We start from the raw sequence: 18,040 nt of genomic DNA, 5'->3' as shown, positions 1-18,040 counted from the left end.
CTAATATTTCAATATTAGCGGATTCGTAACTCATCTTCAGGATTAAAAAAGTGTGCTTTATTCATATCAAAAGCCAATTCTAATTGTTCACCGCCGTCTATATCCGTGCGTGAATCAATACGAGCTACGAAATCCTGCTCATTAACTTTTGAATACAGATAAGTTTCTGCACCCATTAATTCTGCCACCTCAATTGAAGCAGTAATTTTTGTCTCTGGAGTAGATTCAATAAATAATGGCTCATCATGAATATCTTCTGGACGTATTCCCAAAATAAGCTCCTTGCCAACAAAGTTTTGATCGCGTAGCATTTTCATTTTTCCTTCTGGAATTTTAACTTTTAAATCTTCCATTACAAAATGACCATCATCTAATGTACCATTCAGGAAGTTCATTGATGGAGATCCTATAAAGCCACCGACGAATATGTTATCAGGTTTATCGTAAACTTCTTTTGGTGCACCTACCTGTTGAATAATACCATCCTTCATAACGACAAGACGTGTTGCCATTGTCATTGCCTCAGTTTGGTCATGTGTTACGTAAATTGTAGTCGTTTGCAAACGCTTGTGAAGCTTTTGAATTTCAGCACGCATCTGTACACGTAATTTGGCATCAAGGTTAGATAGAGGTTCATCCATAAGAAATACTTTAGCATCTCTTACAATAGCCCGTCCTAGCGCAACACGTTGACGTTGTCCACCAGATAATGCCTTTGGCTTACGCTCTAAATAGGATTCAAGTCCTAAAATACTAGCAGCGTTTTGTACACGCTTGTCAATTTCATCCTTTTTAAATTTACGAAGCTTTAATCCAAAAGCCATATTGTCGTATACATTCATGTGTGGATATAATGCGTAGTTCTGAAAAACCATTGCAATATCACGATCTTTCGGAGCAACATCGTTCATCTTTTTTTCATCAATAAATAGATTACCATCGGAAATTTCTTCTAAACCAGCAATCATTCGCAGCGTAGTTGACTTACCACAACCAGATGGTCCAACAAATACGATGAATTCTTTATCCTGGATATGCAGATTAAAATCATCAACCGCTATTAATTTTTTGTCATAAGATTTTTGAATATGTTCTAAACGTAGCTCTGCCATGTTTTTTTCCCCCAACATTTATTGTTAGCTTAAGTTTATATAATCCATGCAACTTTGTATACGTGAAACATGCACAAATAATAACCAACCCTTTGTGCATGTTAACGGTTACTATTATTTTTTGGAAATTAAAGCCAGATAAACGGTAGCAGCCTGATGAAACTGACGAATGTCGATTCCAGTCTTCTCAATAAACTTATCAATTCGATATTGCAAACTGTTACGGTGCATATATAATTCTTTTGCAGTAACTGTTATGTTCAAGTTACATGATAAAAAAGTTTCGACTGTAAGCAGTAATTCTTTGTCTTCGAGTACTTCTTTCAATAAAAAGTGTCTGGTATCATCACGAAAAGATTTATCTACATGATCCGAATATAGATAGGGAATAGCTTCTACATAGGACATCACCTGTTTGTCCGTGTAGTCGAAAATTGTTTTTGCGCTCTCAACAAATCCTTGGTAGAAGCGTTTGGCATTTTTTAGATCATGCATGAATGGACCAATGAATAAATTCAGTTTTACATACAAGTCACTCATTAAAACGTCAATGATTTCATCATAGGAAATGGATTCAGATCCAACTTCAGCTTGTTCCTCAATCAATATGCCCTGGTAGTTCGTCAACCACAATACTGGCAGTGGTTTTGATGCAATACTTTGGATAGCCTCTTTGAAAAGATTTGGTTCTATTCTATTTTGTTGGAAGGAAAAATAAATAAAACGGTAGAATTTCAAGTGTTTATTTTCTAATATAGTCTGTTCACCATGCAGTATGTCTTCCCAAAATTGTTCTTTATTTGTTAATTGGGTACCTAATTCATTATAAGGAGAAAGGAATGCAGACAACAAAGCTTCTTCCTTATCTGTGATTTCGCTTTTATGTATACCAACAATCTGATTATCTTCTGATGAAAACCACTTGAATCCTTCATGTAAATGTTTGTATTTAGGGTCATATATAATCAAGGATGGAAATATATTTTGTAATTGATTTATCATTGTTAAAACCTCGTTCCTGTTTTTTCTGGGATCTTTTCAAAAGTTTTGTTTCTCTTTAACCGACCTCGTAGTTGATGAAAATTGCGACGTAGCTACTGCGTTGATTTCCGCTTCGGGCAGTCGCTTTCCGCGGGCACGGCCTCAGCCTCCTCGCGGAAAAACACCGCTGTGGGGTCTTCAGCTCGCGCTGTTCCCGCAGGAGTCGACTGCCCTACGCTTCAATCAATCCGAAAAAAGGTTTTTATCATGATGATCATTTATTTAATACATTGCTAGCGAAGGAAATACACGGAGACTCCTGCGGGAGGAAAAGGCATCGGTGAGACCCCACAGTGCGTAGCACGAGGAGGCTCACCAGCCTCCCGCGGAAAGCGTAGTGTATTTCCGTAGCGGTAAACTACGTCGCAGTTTATACATTTTCTGAAATAACAACAATCTTTTATAAAACAGCTTATTTCTATTATAACAATAGTACCAAACTGGCGAAAAGCCAACAGTTATCCGGTGTCTATTCGAAATGGTATACATGATTCTTGTTGTTTGTTATAGTTAATCTAGATTGAATTTGAAGGAGGAAATACAGTGCCTAATATTTATGATAGTGCATATGACTTAGAAAAGTCGATCCGTGAAAGTGAAGAATTCCAAAGTTTAAAAAGTGCTTATGATAAAGTAATGAGTGATGAATCTGCGAAGCAAATGTTTGAAAACTTCCGTGATACACAAATGGAACTTCAAGAAAAGCAAATGCAAGGACAGGACATAACTGAAGAAGAGGTAGAGAAAGCACGTCAGGTTGTTGAGTTAGTTCAACAGCATGAAGATATTTCTAAGTTAATGGAGGAAGAGCAACGCTTAAACATGGTAATCAATGACGTTAGCCGTATTATTACCAAACCACTAGAAGAATTATATGGAGAAGCTGAATCAACCGAACCAGCTGAATAATTTAGTACGACCTGCATGTAAGTGATTGCAGGTTGTATTTTTTTTATTATAAAGAACTTTCGTTTCTGTATAAGAACTAAGGCTTTCACCATTAAGGCTTGGTGATAAGATAAGTTTTCTAAGCAGGGATTTTTAAAAGGATAGAGAATTTATTAATTGAGACAGAAATTTAATAAGGGGTGGGAAATAAATGAAAACGGTTTTATATGAGAGTGTTGATCAGATTGGCTATATTTATTTAAATCGTCCTGAACGCTACAATGCATTAAATAAAGAAATGTTAACGGATTTACTTGAGGTTATATCAACTGTTGAACAAAGTGATGATCGAGTCGTAATTATTAGTGGAAAAGGTAAAGCCTTTTGTGCAGGTGGAGACGTAAGTATGATGACTGATTGGTCCAGCAAAGATTTTTATGATGAAGTGATGGATATGATTGAACAAGTAGCGTTAAAATTATACTTAATGCCTAAAGTAGTCATCTCTGCAATTAAAGGCTCTGCAGCTGGTCTTGGATTAAGTCTGGCTTTAACTGCTGATTACGTTGTAGCACAAAATGATGCTAAATTAGGCATGCTTTTCCTGGGAGTAGGGCTTGCACCTGATGGTGGAGGGCATTTTTGGCTGAAGGAGCGACTAGGAGTTCACGGTGCAAAACAATTTATCTGGAGTATGAAACAAGTAGATGGAACTACCGCATATTCCATGAATTTAGTAGACCAAGTAAGTGATGAACCTGTAATCAATCATGCAGCTTCTCTTGCTAAGCAGTTGTTGCTGCAACCATTAACATCAATAACCAAAACGAAATTGCTTTATCATCATGAGCAACAAGAGACATTAAAGCATTATCTTTCTGAGGAAAAGAAAACGCAATGGGAATTGAGACAAACGAAAGATCATCAGGAAGGTGTAAGTGCTTTTCTTGAAAAGCGCAAACCAACCTTCATAGGTCAATAAGAAATAGCATTATAAAGTTAAGGAAGCGCTGGATGAATTTCGTCCAAGGCTTCCCTATAACTCTCAGTTTTTTTCTTTGTAAAGTCCTAATTTCTTCGCCTTCTTATCGTTAGATCTCCATACAAACCATCCCATAAAGAACCCACCTAGTAGATAAGTAACAAGATTTGTTGAGGCAGACAAAAGTAAATTTTCTTTCGCTTCTAAGTTTGGATTTGAAAGCCAAATCAAAAAGCCAGTTGCTCCTAGAAGGACGACTCCTTTTGTTAACACAAAATAAACCAACCCTTTTGGCTTTTCTTTATAAAACCAGAACCTTACAATCTCTTGAGAAGAACTTTTTTTTGCTTCCACACCACTAGGAACAGCCAAGTAAACCCAAAATAATGCTCCCATGCCTCGTAAAGCTGCTATTATGTAATTACTACTGTTAAAGGCAAGATAAACAAAATAGAAACTTGCCACAATACAGATTAAACGTGACACAATACTCCATAATTTAATTCGAATGTTTCCTTTATTAATATCCATATTCTAATTATATCACAACATTCTGATTAATTTTCTTTGTTGAAGTCGATTTAAAACACAGAATAGCACACCATTTTGATGTGCTATTCTATGTAGCTTTAACGATTACCTATGGAAAAGTAGTAATTTGGCTTCAGGTGAAACACAACGATGTGTATGATCCGAATACCCTTCATCTTTCAATCGTGCGCTTCCAACTTTTTTTGCTTCTTCATCATTTTCGGCAGTAAAGGTTTCGTCCAATAGTTTCTCCCCTGTTTGTTTAAATACAGTTAATGCATATGTACGCATATTAATTCCTCCTTAGAGTCTTTACTAACCATATTATAAACGTTCCAAAGGTGTAAAAAAAGTATTACAGTTGATAATCAGAGTAAGCATGAGTTTAACTAAGTAGAAAAACTTTGAAACCATTTAGATCTTTATACGTAAAACAAAAGTGTGAAAGGAATGATAAGAAGTGACATTAGTTTTAAGAAACGTAACCAAACGATTTGGCAAAGATACTGCAGTTAACAATCTGTCGTTAGAAATACCTGAAAAGGAAATGTTTGGCTTTTTAGGTGGTAATGGGGCAGGAAAAACAACCACATTCCGAATGATTTTAGGGTTACTTGATGCATCTGCAGGGGAAATCACCTGGAATGGGCAATCAATTGGCTATGACAAGAGTCATCTGATTGGATATCTTCCTGAGGAACGTGGGTTATATCCCAAACTCAAGGTTAGGGAGCAAATTGTGTATCTTGGAAAATTAAGAGGGATGAAAAAGAATGAAATTGTAGCTGAACTGGAATCCTGGCTTGAACGTTTTAAAGTCCCAGAATATATCGATAAAAAAGTTGAGGAACTCTCAAAGGGAAATCAGCAAAAAATACAATTCATTTCAGCGGTAATACATAAACCCAAACTATTAATTATGGATGAACCATTCTCAGGTCTTGATCCTATTAATGTAGAAATGCTAAAGGAAGCAGTTGTTGATCTGAAAGAAAAAGGGACATCAATTATTTTTTCTTCCCATCAAATGGATCATGTAGAAGAATTATGTGAGAATTTATGTATTTTGCAAAAAGGCAATCAAATTGTACATGGATCATTAAGGGATATTAAAGATTCCTACGGCAAGAAAAAACTGATCATTCACGGCGATATGGATCTCCAGTTTTTACGCAGTTATGAAGGGGTAACAAAATATAAGCCGATCACTGGTGGATGTGAATTGCAGATAGAAACCGAACAGGTATCACAGTCAATTTTTGCAAGCTTGCAAGATAAAGGGTTTATCAGGAAATTTAATTTAGAGGAACCTTCGCTCAATGATATCTTTATTGAAAAGGTAGGTGCCTCCTATGAATAAGTTTTGGATAGTAATGTCTCATACCTATATGACAAGGTTTAAAACAAAATCCTTCTTAATCAGTACGATTATTACATTATTATTTGTTGTTGGTGTTGCGAATTACCAATCCATCTTTGATTCTTTTTCAAACGATGAGAAAACGAAAATAGCTGTACGTGATGAAACTGGTGAATACTTTAAAAAATTAGAGGCTGGCGTTGAAAATGCAAGTGAAGATATCGATCTGATCGCATATGAAAATTTTGTAGAAATAGGAAAAAAAGCTGTTGAAAATGAAGAATATAATGCCTTCATAACAGTGAATCTAAATGCCAATCAACTACCTGAAGCTACATACTTTGCAAATAATATTGCGGACTCATCGGAGCAATTGGTTATACAGCAACAACTGCAGCAATTAAAGATAGCCGCTGCAACAAAGCAAGCTGGTGTTAATCAAGAGACAATCACAGAGATTTATTCGCCGGTAGCATTTAACACAGTTGCGCTAGATGAAAGTGCTAAATCAACAGAGGAGCTTAGTCAAGCGCGTGGGATCGTATATGTTATGCTGTTCGTTCTTTATTTATCTGTCATAACCTATGGAAATATGATTGCGACAGATGTAGCAACCGAAAAATCATCCCGGGTAATGGAGTTGCTGGTTTCAAGTGTTTCACCTGTAACACAGATGTTTGCGAAGATTATCGGTATTGCCTTACTAGGTTTAACTCAGGTTGGTCTGCTACTGGGAGTGGGTTATACGTTAATCGTGTCTAAGCAGGATGAACTTACAGGTGGCGTCTTTGAACACTTTGGTATACAAGGGGCATCACCTTCATTATTTATCTATGCACTAGTCTTTTTCATCTTAGGCTATTTACTATACGCTACACTTGCTGCAATGTTAGGGTCATTAGTTAGTAGAACAGAAGATGTACAACAGTTAATTATGCCAATGATTTTTCTTATCATGATTGCCTTCTTTATTGCGATGTATGGGTTAAGTACACCAGGCTCAAGCCTTGTGGTTGTCAGTTCTTACATTCCATTTTTTACACCAATGCTAATGTTTCTACGTGTTGGAATGCTGGACATACCATTCTGGGAGATAGCCCTGTCACTTGGGATTTTATTAGGATCGATTATAGTATTAGCTGTTATTGGTGCACGAGTTTATAAAGGTGGCGTTTTGATGTATGGTAAGTCAAGTTCTTTGAAGGATTTAAAAAAGGCAATTGCTTTGTCTAAAAAAGAGTAAATTATTAGTCTCCTACACGTACTTTTTGTAGGGGACTCATTATGTGTAGAACGTGCATTCGTATGTTAATTTTGATAGAATAGAGTAATAAATTCAGATATAGTTTGGAGGTAGGAAGCAATGGCGGAACAAATTTCATTTATTCATGCAGCAGACTTACATTTGGATAGTCCATTCCAGGGTTTAAGCACTATGCCAGAAAATATTTTTAAAGAAATTCAATCGAGTACTTTCGTTGCTTTGAACAATTTGGTTAATAACGCAATTAATAAAAAGGTGGATTTTGTCCTATTGGTTGGGGATTTATTTGATAACGAACGTCAGAGCCTTAAGGCACAAATAAAACTAAAAAGAGCTTTTGAAGAATTACAGAGACATAACATAAGTGTTTACATATCCTACGGTAACCATGATTTTATAAATGGTAATGTATACCCTGTTACCTACCCTGAAAATGTGCATATATTTAACGAAGAAAAAGTGAACCATGTCCCTTTCAAAAGAAGTGATAAAACAATAGCAAATATTTATGGGTTCAGCTATGAAAATCGATCGGTCACCCAAAATAAAACAACTGAATTTGAACGCAGCGATGTAGAAGTTCCTTTTCACATAGCCATGCTACATGGAAGTTCATCAAGTAACACTGACCACGATACATATGCCCCTTTTCAGTTGAATGATCTGATAAGTAAAGATTTTGACTACTGGGCACTTGGGCACATCCATCAGCGTGATGTGCTGAAAAGGACCCCTTTTATCGTCTACCCGGGAAACATTCAGGGAAGGAATCGTAAAGAGTCTCGTGACAGAGGGTGTTATCATGTAGTTTTAAATAAGAGTCAGCCCAGTTTAACATTCATTCCTTTACATGCAATCCAATTTAATACAATCAGTGTGGATGTATCCGGTAGTAGTAAACCACATGTACTTGAAGAGGTGATACAGCAGAAAATCCAGGAACAAAATTACGATGTTCCACAGTTATTGTCAGTAGAGCTTACAGGATCCAATCAATCATTGAACGTGTGGGATAAAGATGGTCTCATTGAGGAAACAATTGAGCTACTGAATGAATCGATGATAACAAACAGCAGATGGGTTTATATTTTCCGGTACAAAGTAAAAGTTGACCAGGATTTCAATGAAAACGAACTTATGCGGGGAGACCATTTTATCGGTGAACTACTTCGACATAGTCAGGATTCTCCCATACATAAGTACACGGAGGAGTTACTCCGTCATAAACAAGCACGGAAATATCTCAATCCGATTTCAGAAACTGACGAGGACATGGTTAGGCAGAAGGCAAAACAATTTCTATTAAATGAATTACTGAATGGTGAGGGTTGATATGGAATTTATCCGTGCTAGTATATATGGATTTGCGAAATGGCATGATTTTCAACTCGATTTTCACCCTGATGAACTTCAAGTAATATATGGGGAAAATGAATCGGGGAAATCTAGTCTTCAACAATTTATTTTGTTTATGTTATTTGGACTACCACCCAAAAAGCGTAATTCTTTTCGTTCAAAAACAAGTGGTAAAATGGGTGGAACGCTAACGGTAGTTGATGAAGATATTGGGGAATACGTGATTGAGCGAATTGATGAAGTAAGAAATGGTGCTGCAAGATGTTTGCTTTCAAACGGGGAAGAAGCTGGAGAAGAGTGGCTAAAAGGTCGATTGCATGGGATCACTCGTCCAACATATGAGTCAATTTTTTCATTTGATGCATTGGACCTTACTTCTTTAAAATCAATGAAAGAAGAAGATCTGGGTGAAGTTTTATTAGGCGTTGGTTTGACGGGGTCTACGGACATATACGCAGTTGAAAAACGGTTGGATGCCAAAATAGGTGATTTGTTTAAACCGTTTGGTAAAAAACCGATCATCAATCAACAACTTGATAATCTCGATTACCTTTATAATAAAGTTCAGGAATATAAAAGTCAGGAAAAAATGTACAGTGAAAAGAAGGGCAAACGCAGTGAAACACGTAGCAAGATTAAAGAGCTTCAACTTGATATTAAATCTCAAAAAAGAAATGTGGACGAAGCTGAAAAATTACGACAAGCACTTCCAAGCCTGCAAAAGCTGGACAAATATAGGCAAAAGCTTAAAACCTATCCAGACACACTAACATTTCCCGAAGAAGGATTAAACCGCTTTGAGTCCTTAAAAGATAAGATTTTACCCCTTGAAAGTGAGCTTGCCGTTTTAAATAATAATGATGTTGACCAAAATCGTAAACATACGGAATTAAAAAATGGGTTAATGATCACAAAAACTTATGACAAAGTGAAAGAACTGCTGAACTCTAAAACTGCATATTACGATCTTGTAAAACAAAAGGAAAATCTTGAAGATAATATAAAGGAAGAAGAAGTAGAATTAAAAAACGAGTTACAAACGATTGATTCAAAACTTGATTTCACAAAATTAAATGATGTTTCACTAGCATACCAAACAGAAAACACGTGGATTCAATTATATGAGGAAAGTCAAAAACTTAGTATTGAACAAGAAAATTCAGCTCACGAAGAAATTGTGCAACAAAAACAAATACAAGACCTTGAAGAAGATTTAAAAAAACTGAAAGAAACTTGTTTACCTTCCCAATACGTTGACGAGCTTACTAACAGGATATACAGTTACAATCAATCCCGTATACAGGATAACAATAGAAAACAAAACAAGAATTTAGAAGTTATAAAAAAACAAAAACAAAAAACGTCTATAAATATATTAATTGGATGTATAACACTAGGAGCATTATTAAGCCTACTCGGATTTCTTCAAGGATATAGCTGGTGTTATTTTACTGCAATAGCTTTAGTCGGAATTGGCCTTTTTCAGTGGGTAATGGGTAAGCGTTCGCTCCAGACATTGGAGCAAATCATTGGTAGTTCTACTGATCAATCAAACCAGGCAAATATAAGTTTAGAAGAAAAAGAGGAAGCAGTAGAATTACTTACAAGTCATGACGAAACAATTCAAAAAATAGCTGCGCTTGAAAATCAACTACAATCAAAAAAGGTTGAGCAAATTAAACGTAAAGAAGGCCATCTATTAATTGACCAAAAACTGGACCGTATTAATGAAAGAATTAGACTCCAACGTGACTATTATCCAATATTAAAGACGATTGATGTAAATAATTGGCCATCCTTCTACCATATGTACAAAGCATTACTTAAGAGGAGTCATGATTTAACTAATAAAAAACAACTACTAGAGAACTTAATAGTAGAACAGTCTAATCTTACAGAAAGAATTAAAACGTTTTTCTATGAACAAAACTGGGGTTCTGACTTTGTAACCGTGGATAATTGTTATACTTTTTTACAGAAAAAGGTTGAAGATTATAACAATAATATTCAATTGATGAAGCAATACGAATCGTGGATCACAATGACTAAAGAGCAAATTAATTCTATAAAACAAAAGCTTCAAGTATTTAAGCAAGAACAATTTAATTTAATGAAGGTTGCTGAGGTTAACACAGAAGAAGATTTCTATCAAAAACATAAATCACTCAAAGATAAGGAAGAGCTTGAAGCGAAAAAAGAAGACCTGATTGAACAGTTGAGGTTCGTTTTATCAGATGAACACATAGAAAACATCGACTTTGAAAACATAACCAACATAACGGAAAAACTCAAAGAATACCATGCTAGTATAGAGAGCCTGGAGGTTAAACTTGAAGAATTGCGCAGAGTACAGGCTGAACTGACCGCTGAATTGTCAACTATGGAAAGCTCTGATGAATATTCCGAGGCCATGCACCGCTTGGAACTTGAAAATACAGAGTTGAACAAGCTTATGGAAAAATGGGCAGTTTTAAAAAGTGCAAAAGAAATATTAGTGGAAGCAAAAAGTAACTATCGAAATAAATACATGTCCAAAATAATACATCAAACATCTGAATTTTTTACGATCCTGACCAACCAATCGTATATAAATGTTTTTCCACCCACTAAAGAACAACTGTTCCAGGTTGAATCTGCTAATCAAGTCAGGTATATGATTACTGAATTATCACAAGGGACAAAGGATCAATTGTATATTGCATTAAGGTTGGCTATTAGCGAAGTAATGAGTGAAACACACCATATGCCATTTATCATCGATGATGCCTTTGTACACTTTGACGATATCCGTGAAGAACATATGATGCGTCTAATAACTACTATTTCAAAAAAGAGGCAAGTGCTTCTGTTTACGTGTAAGAGACAGCTTATGAACAACCATAATGTAAAGAATGTTACTGTTTTGAAGGAATCTATTCGCAAAATGTAATATTTAATGATAAAATTTTTATAGATATGCGCTTTACTAATGTAGATATTGGAGGGACATCTATTGTCTGAACAAGATGAGACAAGCAATTGGGAACAATATGAAGTAACAAAAGAAAAATTTATCCAGGTAATTGCCAAAAATATGAACCTGTACGGGATCACTTCTTCAGTAGGTCGATTGTATGGTGTCTTGTACTTTGCAGAAGAGCCAATGACGTTAGATGGCATGCGTGATGCCTTAGAAATGAGTAAGACAAGTATGTCAACTGGTGTACGGTCGCTAACGGACATGAAGATGGTTGAATCAACTTTTAAAAAAGGTATTCGCAAGGATTTGTATAAATCAGAAGAAGATTGGTATAAATCTTTCACCTCACTTTTTAGTAACCGTTGGCGCCACCATACAGAAACAAATATTGAAGAAGCAGATGAAGCAATTGAAGAGCTTCTTACTATTCAAAAAGATACTAGTAGTGAAGAATTGCGTATTAAAATTGGTAATGACATAGAACGCCTTCGTTACGCTCAAAATTATTACAAATGGCTGATGAAGTTTATCCAGGTGATTGAATCTGGAGAAATTTTTAGTCTTATACCAAAAAATAATATGGACTAAATAATTTGTGCCTTTGGGAGGGGAATAGGTATGAACAGGGGATTAGGTTACATTAATGTTGGGGAGTCTTTCGATGGATTTGTGCTTATCAAAGAGTCAAACCGTGGTGTAGCAAGCAATGGAAAACCATTCTTAACGTTAATTCTACGCGACGCTACAGGTGAGATCGAAGCGAAATTATGGGATATTTCTAAGGAAGATGAAACTACTTTCACACCAGAGAAGATTGTAAAATTAACGGGAGAAATTAATCAATTTCGAGGTAAGGCCCAATTAAAAATACTATCATTACGTCCTTCTCAACCGACTGATGATTTACATGTAACAGATTTCATTGAAAAAGCACCTGTCGACAAGGAAGAGTTAATGGAAAAGCTAACCGAAGCTATTTTTGAAATGAAAAACCCTGCAATGCAACGAATTGTAAGAGCATTTGTTAAAAAGTATCAGGAAGCACTGTTAACATACCCTGCAGCAACAAAAAACCACCATGAGTATGTTTCCGGACTAGCTCACCATGTTGTAAGTATGATTGCGCTAGCTAAGGAATTACATACACTATATCCTCAACTAAACAAAGATTTATTGTATGCGGGAATTATTCTACATGATTTAGGGAAGTTAAAGGAACTGTCAGGTGTCATTACAACCACCTATACATTAGAAGGTAAGTTACTTGGACACATTCCAATGATGGTTGAAGAGATTGGACATATTGCACGTGAGCTTCAAATTGAAGGTGAAGAAGTTCTTATACTGCAGCACTTGGTTTTAAGTCATCATGGTAAAGCAGAATGGGGTAGTCCAAAACCACCACTTGTTCGAGAAGCAGAGCTTTTACATTTAATTGATTTAATAGATGCTAAAATGAATATGCTGAATCGTTCTCTCGAAAAAGTTAAACCTGGTGAATTCACCGAAAGAATTTTCGCACTGGACAATCGTTCATTCTATAAGCCGTTATTTGAAGAGGATTAAATACTAGTCATTATTTAAAAGTTGTCCTCATATACTTGTATAAGAAGAGTTGGACAAGGAGGCTATATAATGATTATTGGAGTGCCTTGGTGGGTTTTTATGATGATACTGTTTATATTCTTGAGTGGATATATGGCCTATCGAGCTATGAGTGCGGAAAAGAGACTAGAACAACAATTCATTGAACGTGAAGGAAAGATATTTATTGACCGAATTGAGAAAGAACGTGAAAAAAAACAAAGAAGAGAATTGTCCCAGTAGCCAAGAAAAGCGTAAGCGCCTTGCAAGACACGACAAGTATATCTAGCCTATAAAAAAATGCTGATCCAATTGGATCAGCATTTTTTTTGACGATGATTATTTTTCTTCTTTTTTTGCAGCTTCATCTTTAGGTGCTTTTTTAAATAAATTCTCAAATTGATCAAGTTTTACATCAACATTAGCATCTTTAATGAGTTTTTCGATTTTTGCTTGCGCTTTAGTTGGATCAATTTTTTTGCTTAATAGTTCACGGCGAATGTCAGCTGTTTCCTCTTTAAGCGTACCAACTTTCGCATCCTTTGCTTCACGTTTGTCAGTTAATTTGATTATATGGTAACCATATTTTGATTGAACTGGTTCACTTACTTCTCCAACCTCTAATGCATAAGCTGCATCTGTAAATTCAGGTACCATTTTGCCAGGAGCAAAATAACCTAATTCGCCACCTTTTTTAGCACTTGCTGTGTCTGTTGAATATTCTTTTGCAAGTTTAGCAAAATCTCCGCCATTAGCAAGTTCTTTTTTAACCTTTTTAGCAGTTTCAAGATCCTCCACTAAAATATGAGAAGCCTCAAGTTCAGTCTTCATACGCTCATATTGTGTTTTAATTTCTTTATCTGTAATTTTAATATCCTCTGAAACAGCTGCTTCCTGCAATAGGCTAATCTTTACAACTTTTCGGAATGCATCTTCATCCTTATATCCACCCTGTTGAAGAACAGCTTGAAATTGATCGCCATATTCATCTTTGAGTTTTTGGATTTCAGCATCAACTTCTTTTTTAGTTACATCATATTTATCTTCAAGTACTTCTACTGTTACCATTTCCTTTAGTACTTGTTCACCATGTCTGTCTTTTAACTCGTTATAGAATTCGTCTTTAGTAACATTACCTGCGCCGGTCTCTACTACAGCTTCTTCATTGTCTGAGTTACAAGCCGTTAAGCTTAATACTCCTGCTGATAATGTTAGTGCAATTGCTAGTTTTTTCATTTACTGAACACTCCTAATCTAATGATTTACTCCTTTAAACTACTGTTTAATATACCATAGTATATATTAAAATAAACAATCTCAGTTTGTTTTACACAGTTTTTACTAATTTTTAAGCGATCACATTCAGAACTCGTACATAGGAAGATACCAGTAAGACCATGATCATTACATTGATAACTCTAAATACAGATGATTGCTTTTTTTGATTCATTTCCATTTTCAAACAAAATAGATGTGTTAGTGAGTTGAAAATTAATAGGATAAATAACGCATAAAAAAGATACATAATACTCACTTGTAGAAACCTCCTTAAATCTATTTGGAGTTAGATTCTCTTAAATATGTGAAACTTTCGAAAACACCACATTTATTACTTTACCAAAATTTCATACATATGAATAGTGTGAAGGAAGGGATTTAAAATAAAAATCACCTGAAAGTGATGCCTCAGGTGATTTTAACTTTTAGCCTTAACTAATATTGCGAAGCCTTCTTTTTGATTTTCAATATATGCACGTTTAGGTGCTTTAATAATTTGAAGAATATACAGGTAGTCGGTAAATGATGAACCTATATGAATTACCGTGTATAATAGAATATATACATAAAAATCAACAAATATAAGTGAAGCTATAATTCCAGGAATTGTTAAAAATAACATTGGTGCAAATGCAGCCATTAAAGATATAGGTTTTGATAGAAATGTTTTAGCCGGATATTTAAATGTCGGTACAATACTTTTTTTAAGATTAAAATATATTTTAACTCGTTTATTCATCATAATTAATGGTAAAATATGCATAAATGAATGAATGGTTGGCATTAAAATAACTAGACCAAGGAATGGAATAATTCCAGTCTCACTTACATGTGCAGTACCATGAATACTAGAAACAGGTACAAAAAGAAATACAAATGATAGTAAACCGATCAAAAATGAAAGAAAGTAGAGCCTATTCATACCAAATTCTTTCGTAAAGTTTATGGATTTCCAACAATTCATTTTTGACCCTCCTTTGATGATTCTAGCTGAAATTGTTTGCTCAATACTTTAAGAATGATAGTACGTTTCAATTGAAAATGCAATAGTTTTTCTACTTATTTTTTTCTGCTGAAATCTGCTCGTCCTAAAACCTTGATACATACCGTTATAAAGGCGCTTAGAATCAGAAACTTTTTGGGTGAAAAAGGAGGTATTATGAATGAGTCAGCAAAGTGAAAAAGAAATAATGTCATTTCACCTACAGTTACTTTCTAAATTGATAGATGTAGATCAATATCCGTTTATCAAATTAATTATCGAAAAGAATATAACGAAAGAGGAATATTCGGAGCTTTTTAAGTTGCTGCAGATGCTGGAAAATGAGTACGAATTGCAAAAAGAAGAAGGGTTTCTTGATTTTTCATCTTTATTAATTCACTTTGCCGGTATGCTAAACGAAAAATTAGAACCAACTGAAACAATAGAGGCACTTAAGATAGAAGGTTATTTTCCCCATTTAATTAAGGAATTTACTATGTTAAGAAAAAAAGGTGTTGCTTTTTCCGATACTTCTGTAAAACATTTTCCTAAACGGTAAAGGTTTCTTGCTAATACATTCACATTTTGAAGTTGTGACTACTTGATATGTTTTTTATAGAAGAGCGGAAGACTGACCACCTTCAAACCAAAATCAATTATCAGTCTTCCTGATGTTTGTTCTGTTTCAAATCTCGAAATGAGCTTTCTACATTTTTATGGAACTCAGTAATGGTTGCTAGACGATTGTAGATCGTTAATAGCTTGTCATCTGACTCAACATCAATATTCTTTTTAATCTCTTCTAAAGCGTTTCTTTGATGATTTGCGGCATCGATCCATTTATTGACAAAGGAATTCATAAACGACTTGAACAGTTGTGTATTAGCCTTATAAAGGTCTTTGCGAACACCTTTCTTCCAGACGCGAGTTACTAAATTTAATTCAAGTAAGCTTCTTATGCTAATACTCATAGATGTTTTGCTTCTGTCAATCAGTTCACTCATTTCATCAAGAGTCATCGATTCCTCATTTAAATATAAAAAAGCAAACAATCTTGCCTCAATTGGAGTCAAATCAAACAGTTCAATAGTTTTTGCAAATTCAATCGCAATTTTATTTATTAGTTGATCATTTGATTTATCCTTCATAAAATCCTCCTCTAAGTATCGCTATATAAGGTTACAACAAACGAAGTTTTATGGGAAGTCGCAAGTTGGATAATAAATTAAAGCATTTTAAAGAAAATGAGAGGAATTCCTCTGTTAACTTCGTACAGTTTAATCTGTACATAAAATATATATAAAACTAATCGTACAAAATGTTTGTAATGTACATGCTTTACGTTATATAGTAGATAAGTGATAAAAAAAACTGTTCGGGAGTTAACGTCTTTGATTTTATTAATTCTAAGTATAAAGCAATGCTACTAATTACTCAGGCGTTAACGTAAAATGGAACGGAACAATGAAATGTAGAGGTGAACTAAATGCCCGTAATTGAGGTAAAAGACTTGTCAAAAGTTTTCGGCAAAAATCCTAAACATGCGCTTAAACTTCTTGACCAAGGAATGTCGAAGGGTGACATTCTGAAAGAAACGGGGAGTACGGTTGGTGTTAACCGTGCAACGTTTTCAGTTGAAGCAGGAGAAATATTTGTTATCATGGGGTTGTCAGGAAGTGGTAAATCCACATTGGTACGCTTACTTAATCGCTTGATAGAACCAACTGAAGGCAGTGTTTTAATTGATGGAGAAGATCTTTCTACCATGAATAAACAAGAACTCCGGAATGTCCGCAGACAAAAAATGAGTATGGTTTTTCAGCGGTTTGCCTTATTTCCGCATCGTACGATACTTGAAAACACAGAGTATGGTTTAGAAATCCAAAAAATGCCTAAGGAAGAACGAGAAAAAATAGCAACGAAATCATTAGAAATGGTTGGACTTGGTGGTTATATCCATCAAACACCAGACCAGTTATCCGGTGGTATGCAACAACGTGTTGGGTTAGCACGTGCGTTAGCTAACGACCCGGAAGTGTTACTGATGGATGAAGCATTTTCAGCGCTTGATCCTTTAATTCGTAAAGAGATGCAGGATGAACTGGTTGATCTTCAGGCTAGCATGCAGAAAACGATTATCTTTATCACGCATGATTTGGACGAGGCACTTCGATTAGGTGATCGCATTGCCCTAATGAACGACGGAGTGATTGTTCAAATTGGTACACCGGAAGAAATCCTGGTGAATCCGGCTAATGATTATGTTGAACGATTTGTGGAGGATGTTGACCGTTCCAAGGTTCTAACAGCTCAACAAATTATGAAACGACCTGAAACTATTAATATAGAGAAACACGGACCACGGGTTGCTCTGGAAAGAATGCGTGAAGAAGGCTTGTCCAGCATCTTTGTTGTGGATGGTCAACGTAACCTTCAAGGTTATGTGACAGCAGATGACGCTTCACAAGCTAAGAAGAATGACATACGTAACATCAACGAAATTTTACGTAAAGACATACCTAAAGTGGAAAAAGACACCGCATTAAATGAAATTTTCAACGTTATTCATGACTCACCTATCCCAGTTGCAGTCGTAGACAAAGGAAAACTAGTTGGAATTGTTGTACGTGGTGCCTTAATTGCTGCTCTTGCAGGTGATGGTGAGGTGAATTTAAACCATGAATGATAAACTGTTGGATTTTA

Annotated in this window: 19 protein-coding genes; 11 read left to right on the top strand and 8 right to left on the bottom strand. The window is 35.3% G+C overall.

Translation table 11 applies throughout. From position 1 onward, the window contains the following. Nucleotides 1–14: 14 nt before the first annotated feature. Nucleotides 15–1,112 carry an ABC transporter ATP-binding protein gene (locus tag ACOI1D_RS05170; protein WP_422499763.1) on the bottom strand — a complete coding sequence of 366 codons (1,098 nt, stop codon included), beginning with the start codon at nucleotides 1,110–1,112 and terminating at the stop codon, nucleotides 15–17. Nucleotides 1,113–1,226: 114 nt separating this feature from the next. Beyond that, a complete protein-coding gene (locus ACOI1D_RS05165) occupies nucleotides 1,227–2,114 on the bottom strand; it encodes a PucR family transcriptional regulator (RefSeq protein ID WP_422499761.1) in 888 nt (295 codons plus the stop codon). A 582-nt stretch (nucleotides 2,115–2,696) separates the two neighbouring features. Here ACOI1D_RS05165 and ACOI1D_RS05160 point away from each other — a divergent pair. Both ACOI1D_RS05160 and ACOI1D_RS05155 read left to right on the top strand, forming a co-directional pair. Next, nucleotides 2,697–3,062, top strand: coding sequence for a YlbF family regulator (locus ACOI1D_RS05160; protein ID WP_422499760.1), 366 nt, complete (start codon nucleotides 2,697–2,699; stop codon nucleotides 3,060–3,062). A gap of 190 nt (nucleotides 3,063–3,252) precedes the next feature. Then, nucleotides 3,253–4,023: an enoyl-CoA hydratase-related protein gene (locus tag ACOI1D_RS05155; RefSeq protein ID WP_422499759.1), complete on the top strand. Its 771-nt coding sequence runs from the start codon at nucleotides 3,253–3,255 to the stop codon at nucleotides 4,021–4,023. A gap of 63 nt (nucleotides 4,024–4,086) precedes the next feature. Here ACOI1D_RS05155 and ACOI1D_RS05150 read toward each other — a convergent pair whose 3' ends face one another. Together ACOI1D_RS05150 and ACOI1D_RS05145 are read right to left on the bottom strand one after the other, a co-directional pair. Further along, the gene (locus tag ACOI1D_RS05150) at nucleotides 4,087–4,554 is read right to left on the bottom strand and encodes a hypothetical protein (protein WP_422499757.1); all 468 of its coding nucleotides are present in this window, start codon (nucleotides 4,552–4,554) and stop codon (nucleotides 4,087–4,089) included. Between the two features lie 105 nt (nucleotides 4,555–4,659). Next, the gene (locus ACOI1D_RS05145; RefSeq protein WP_422499756.1) at nucleotides 4,660–4,845 is read right to left on the bottom strand and encodes a YhzD family protein; all 186 of its coding nucleotides are present in this window, start codon (nucleotides 4,843–4,845) and stop codon (nucleotides 4,660–4,662) included. Nucleotides 4,846–5,014: 169 nt separating this feature from the next. Here ACOI1D_RS05145 and ACOI1D_RS05140 point away from each other — a divergent pair, with 169 nt between their 5' ends. The 7 genes from ACOI1D_RS05140 to ACOI1D_RS05110 all read left to right on the top strand — a co-directional run bounded on the left by ACOI1D_RS05140 (nucleotide 5,015) and on the right by ACOI1D_RS05110 (nucleotide 13,320). Beyond that, complete coding sequence (locus tag ACOI1D_RS05140; RefSeq protein WP_422499755.1) at nucleotides 5,015–5,914, top strand: ABC transporter ATP-binding protein; 900 nt, start codon at nucleotides 5,015–5,017, stop codon at nucleotides 5,912–5,914. Continuing rightward, entirely contained in the window at nucleotides 5,907–7,157 is a 1,251-nt protein-coding gene (locus ACOI1D_RS05135) for an ABC transporter permease (protein ID WP_422499754.1), read from the top strand. Before ACOI1D_RS05140 ends, ACOI1D_RS05135 begins: the two co-directional genes overlap by 8 nt. 120 nt (nucleotides 7,158–7,277) lie before the next feature. After that, nucleotides 7,278–8,510 (top strand): metallophosphoesterase family protein, encoded by a 1,233-nt coding sequence (locus ACOI1D_RS05130; RefSeq protein WP_422499753.1) that lies wholly within the window; start codon nucleotides 7,278–7,280, stop codon nucleotides 8,508–8,510. 1 nt (nucleotide 8,511) lies between these two features. Continuing rightward, nucleotides 8,512–11,463 carry an AAA family ATPase gene (locus ACOI1D_RS05125; RefSeq protein ID WP_422499751.1) on the top strand — a complete coding sequence of 984 codons (2,952 nt, stop codon included), beginning with the start codon at nucleotides 8,512–8,514 and terminating at the stop codon, nucleotides 11,461–11,463. A 63-nt stretch (nucleotides 11,464–11,526) separates the two neighbouring features. After that, nucleotides 11,527–12,081 (top strand): GbsR/MarR family transcriptional regulator, encoded by a 555-nt coding sequence (locus ACOI1D_RS05120; RefSeq protein ID WP_422499749.1) that lies wholly within the window; start codon nucleotides 11,527–11,529, stop codon nucleotides 12,079–12,081. A 30-nt stretch (nucleotides 12,082–12,111) separates the two neighbouring features. After that, entirely contained in the window at nucleotides 12,112–13,059 is a 948-nt protein-coding gene (gene yhaM, locus ACOI1D_RS05115) for a 3'-5' exoribonuclease YhaM (RefSeq protein ID WP_422499748.1), read from the top strand. Nucleotides 13,060–13,128: 69 nt separating this feature from the next. Further along, nucleotides 13,129–13,320, top strand: coding sequence for a sporulation YhaL family protein (locus tag ACOI1D_RS05110; protein WP_422499747.1), 192 nt, complete (start codon nucleotides 13,129–13,131; stop codon nucleotides 13,318–13,320). Nucleotides 13,321–13,416: 96 nt separating this feature from the next. On the opposite strand, the gene ACOI1D_RS05105 is transcribed toward ACOI1D_RS05110, so the two are convergent. From ACOI1D_RS05105 to ACOI1D_RS05095, 3 genes are all read right to left on the bottom strand, one after another. Continuing rightward, nucleotides 13,417–14,313, bottom strand: coding sequence for a peptidylprolyl isomerase (locus tag ACOI1D_RS05105; RefSeq protein ID WP_422499746.1), 897 nt, complete (start codon nucleotides 14,311–14,313; stop codon nucleotides 13,417–13,419). A gap of 112 nt (nucleotides 14,314–14,425) precedes the next feature. Next, nucleotides 14,426–14,611: a hypothetical protein gene (locus tag ACOI1D_RS05100; protein WP_422499840.1), complete on the bottom strand. Its 186-nt coding sequence runs from the start codon at nucleotides 14,609–14,611 to the stop codon at nucleotides 14,426–14,428. Nucleotides 14,612–14,773: 162 nt separating this feature from the next. Beyond that, nucleotides 14,774–15,319: a DUF3267 domain-containing protein gene (locus ACOI1D_RS05095; RefSeq protein ID WP_422499744.1), complete on the bottom strand. Its 546-nt coding sequence runs from the start codon at nucleotides 15,317–15,319 to the stop codon at nucleotides 14,774–14,776. A gap of 199 nt (nucleotides 15,320–15,518) precedes the next feature. Here ACOI1D_RS05095 and ACOI1D_RS05090 point away from each other — a divergent pair, with 199 nt between their 5' ends. After that, a complete protein-coding gene (locus tag ACOI1D_RS05090) occupies nucleotides 15,519–15,896 on the top strand; it encodes a DUF1878 family protein (RefSeq protein WP_422499743.1) in 378 nt (125 codons plus the stop codon). Between the two features lie 100 nt (nucleotides 15,897–15,996). Here ACOI1D_RS05090 and ACOI1D_RS05085 read toward each other — a convergent pair whose 3' ends face one another. Continuing rightward, nucleotides 15,997–16,485 carry a GbsR/MarR family transcriptional regulator gene (locus ACOI1D_RS05085; protein ID WP_422499742.1) on the bottom strand — a complete coding sequence of 163 codons (489 nt, stop codon included), beginning with the start codon at nucleotides 16,483–16,485 and terminating at the stop codon, nucleotides 15,997–15,999. 338 nt (nucleotides 16,486–16,823) lie between these two features. On the opposite strand from ACOI1D_RS05085, the gene ACOI1D_RS05080 reads away from it, so the two are divergent. After that, complete coding sequence (locus ACOI1D_RS05080) at nucleotides 16,824–18,023, top strand: quaternary amine ABC transporter ATP-binding protein (RefSeq protein ID WP_422499741.1); 1,200 nt, start codon at nucleotides 16,824–16,826, stop codon at nucleotides 18,021–18,023. The last annotated feature ends 17 nt before the right edge of the window (nucleotides 18,024–18,040 follow it).

Origin of the sequence: Virgibacillus sp. DJP39 (assembly GCF_049310925.1) — a bacterium.
Classification (GTDB): domain Bacteria; phylum Bacillota; class Bacilli; order Bacillales; family Amphibacillaceae; genus Virgibacillus_F.
This window is presented reverse-complemented; position numbering and strand designations above follow the sequence as displayed.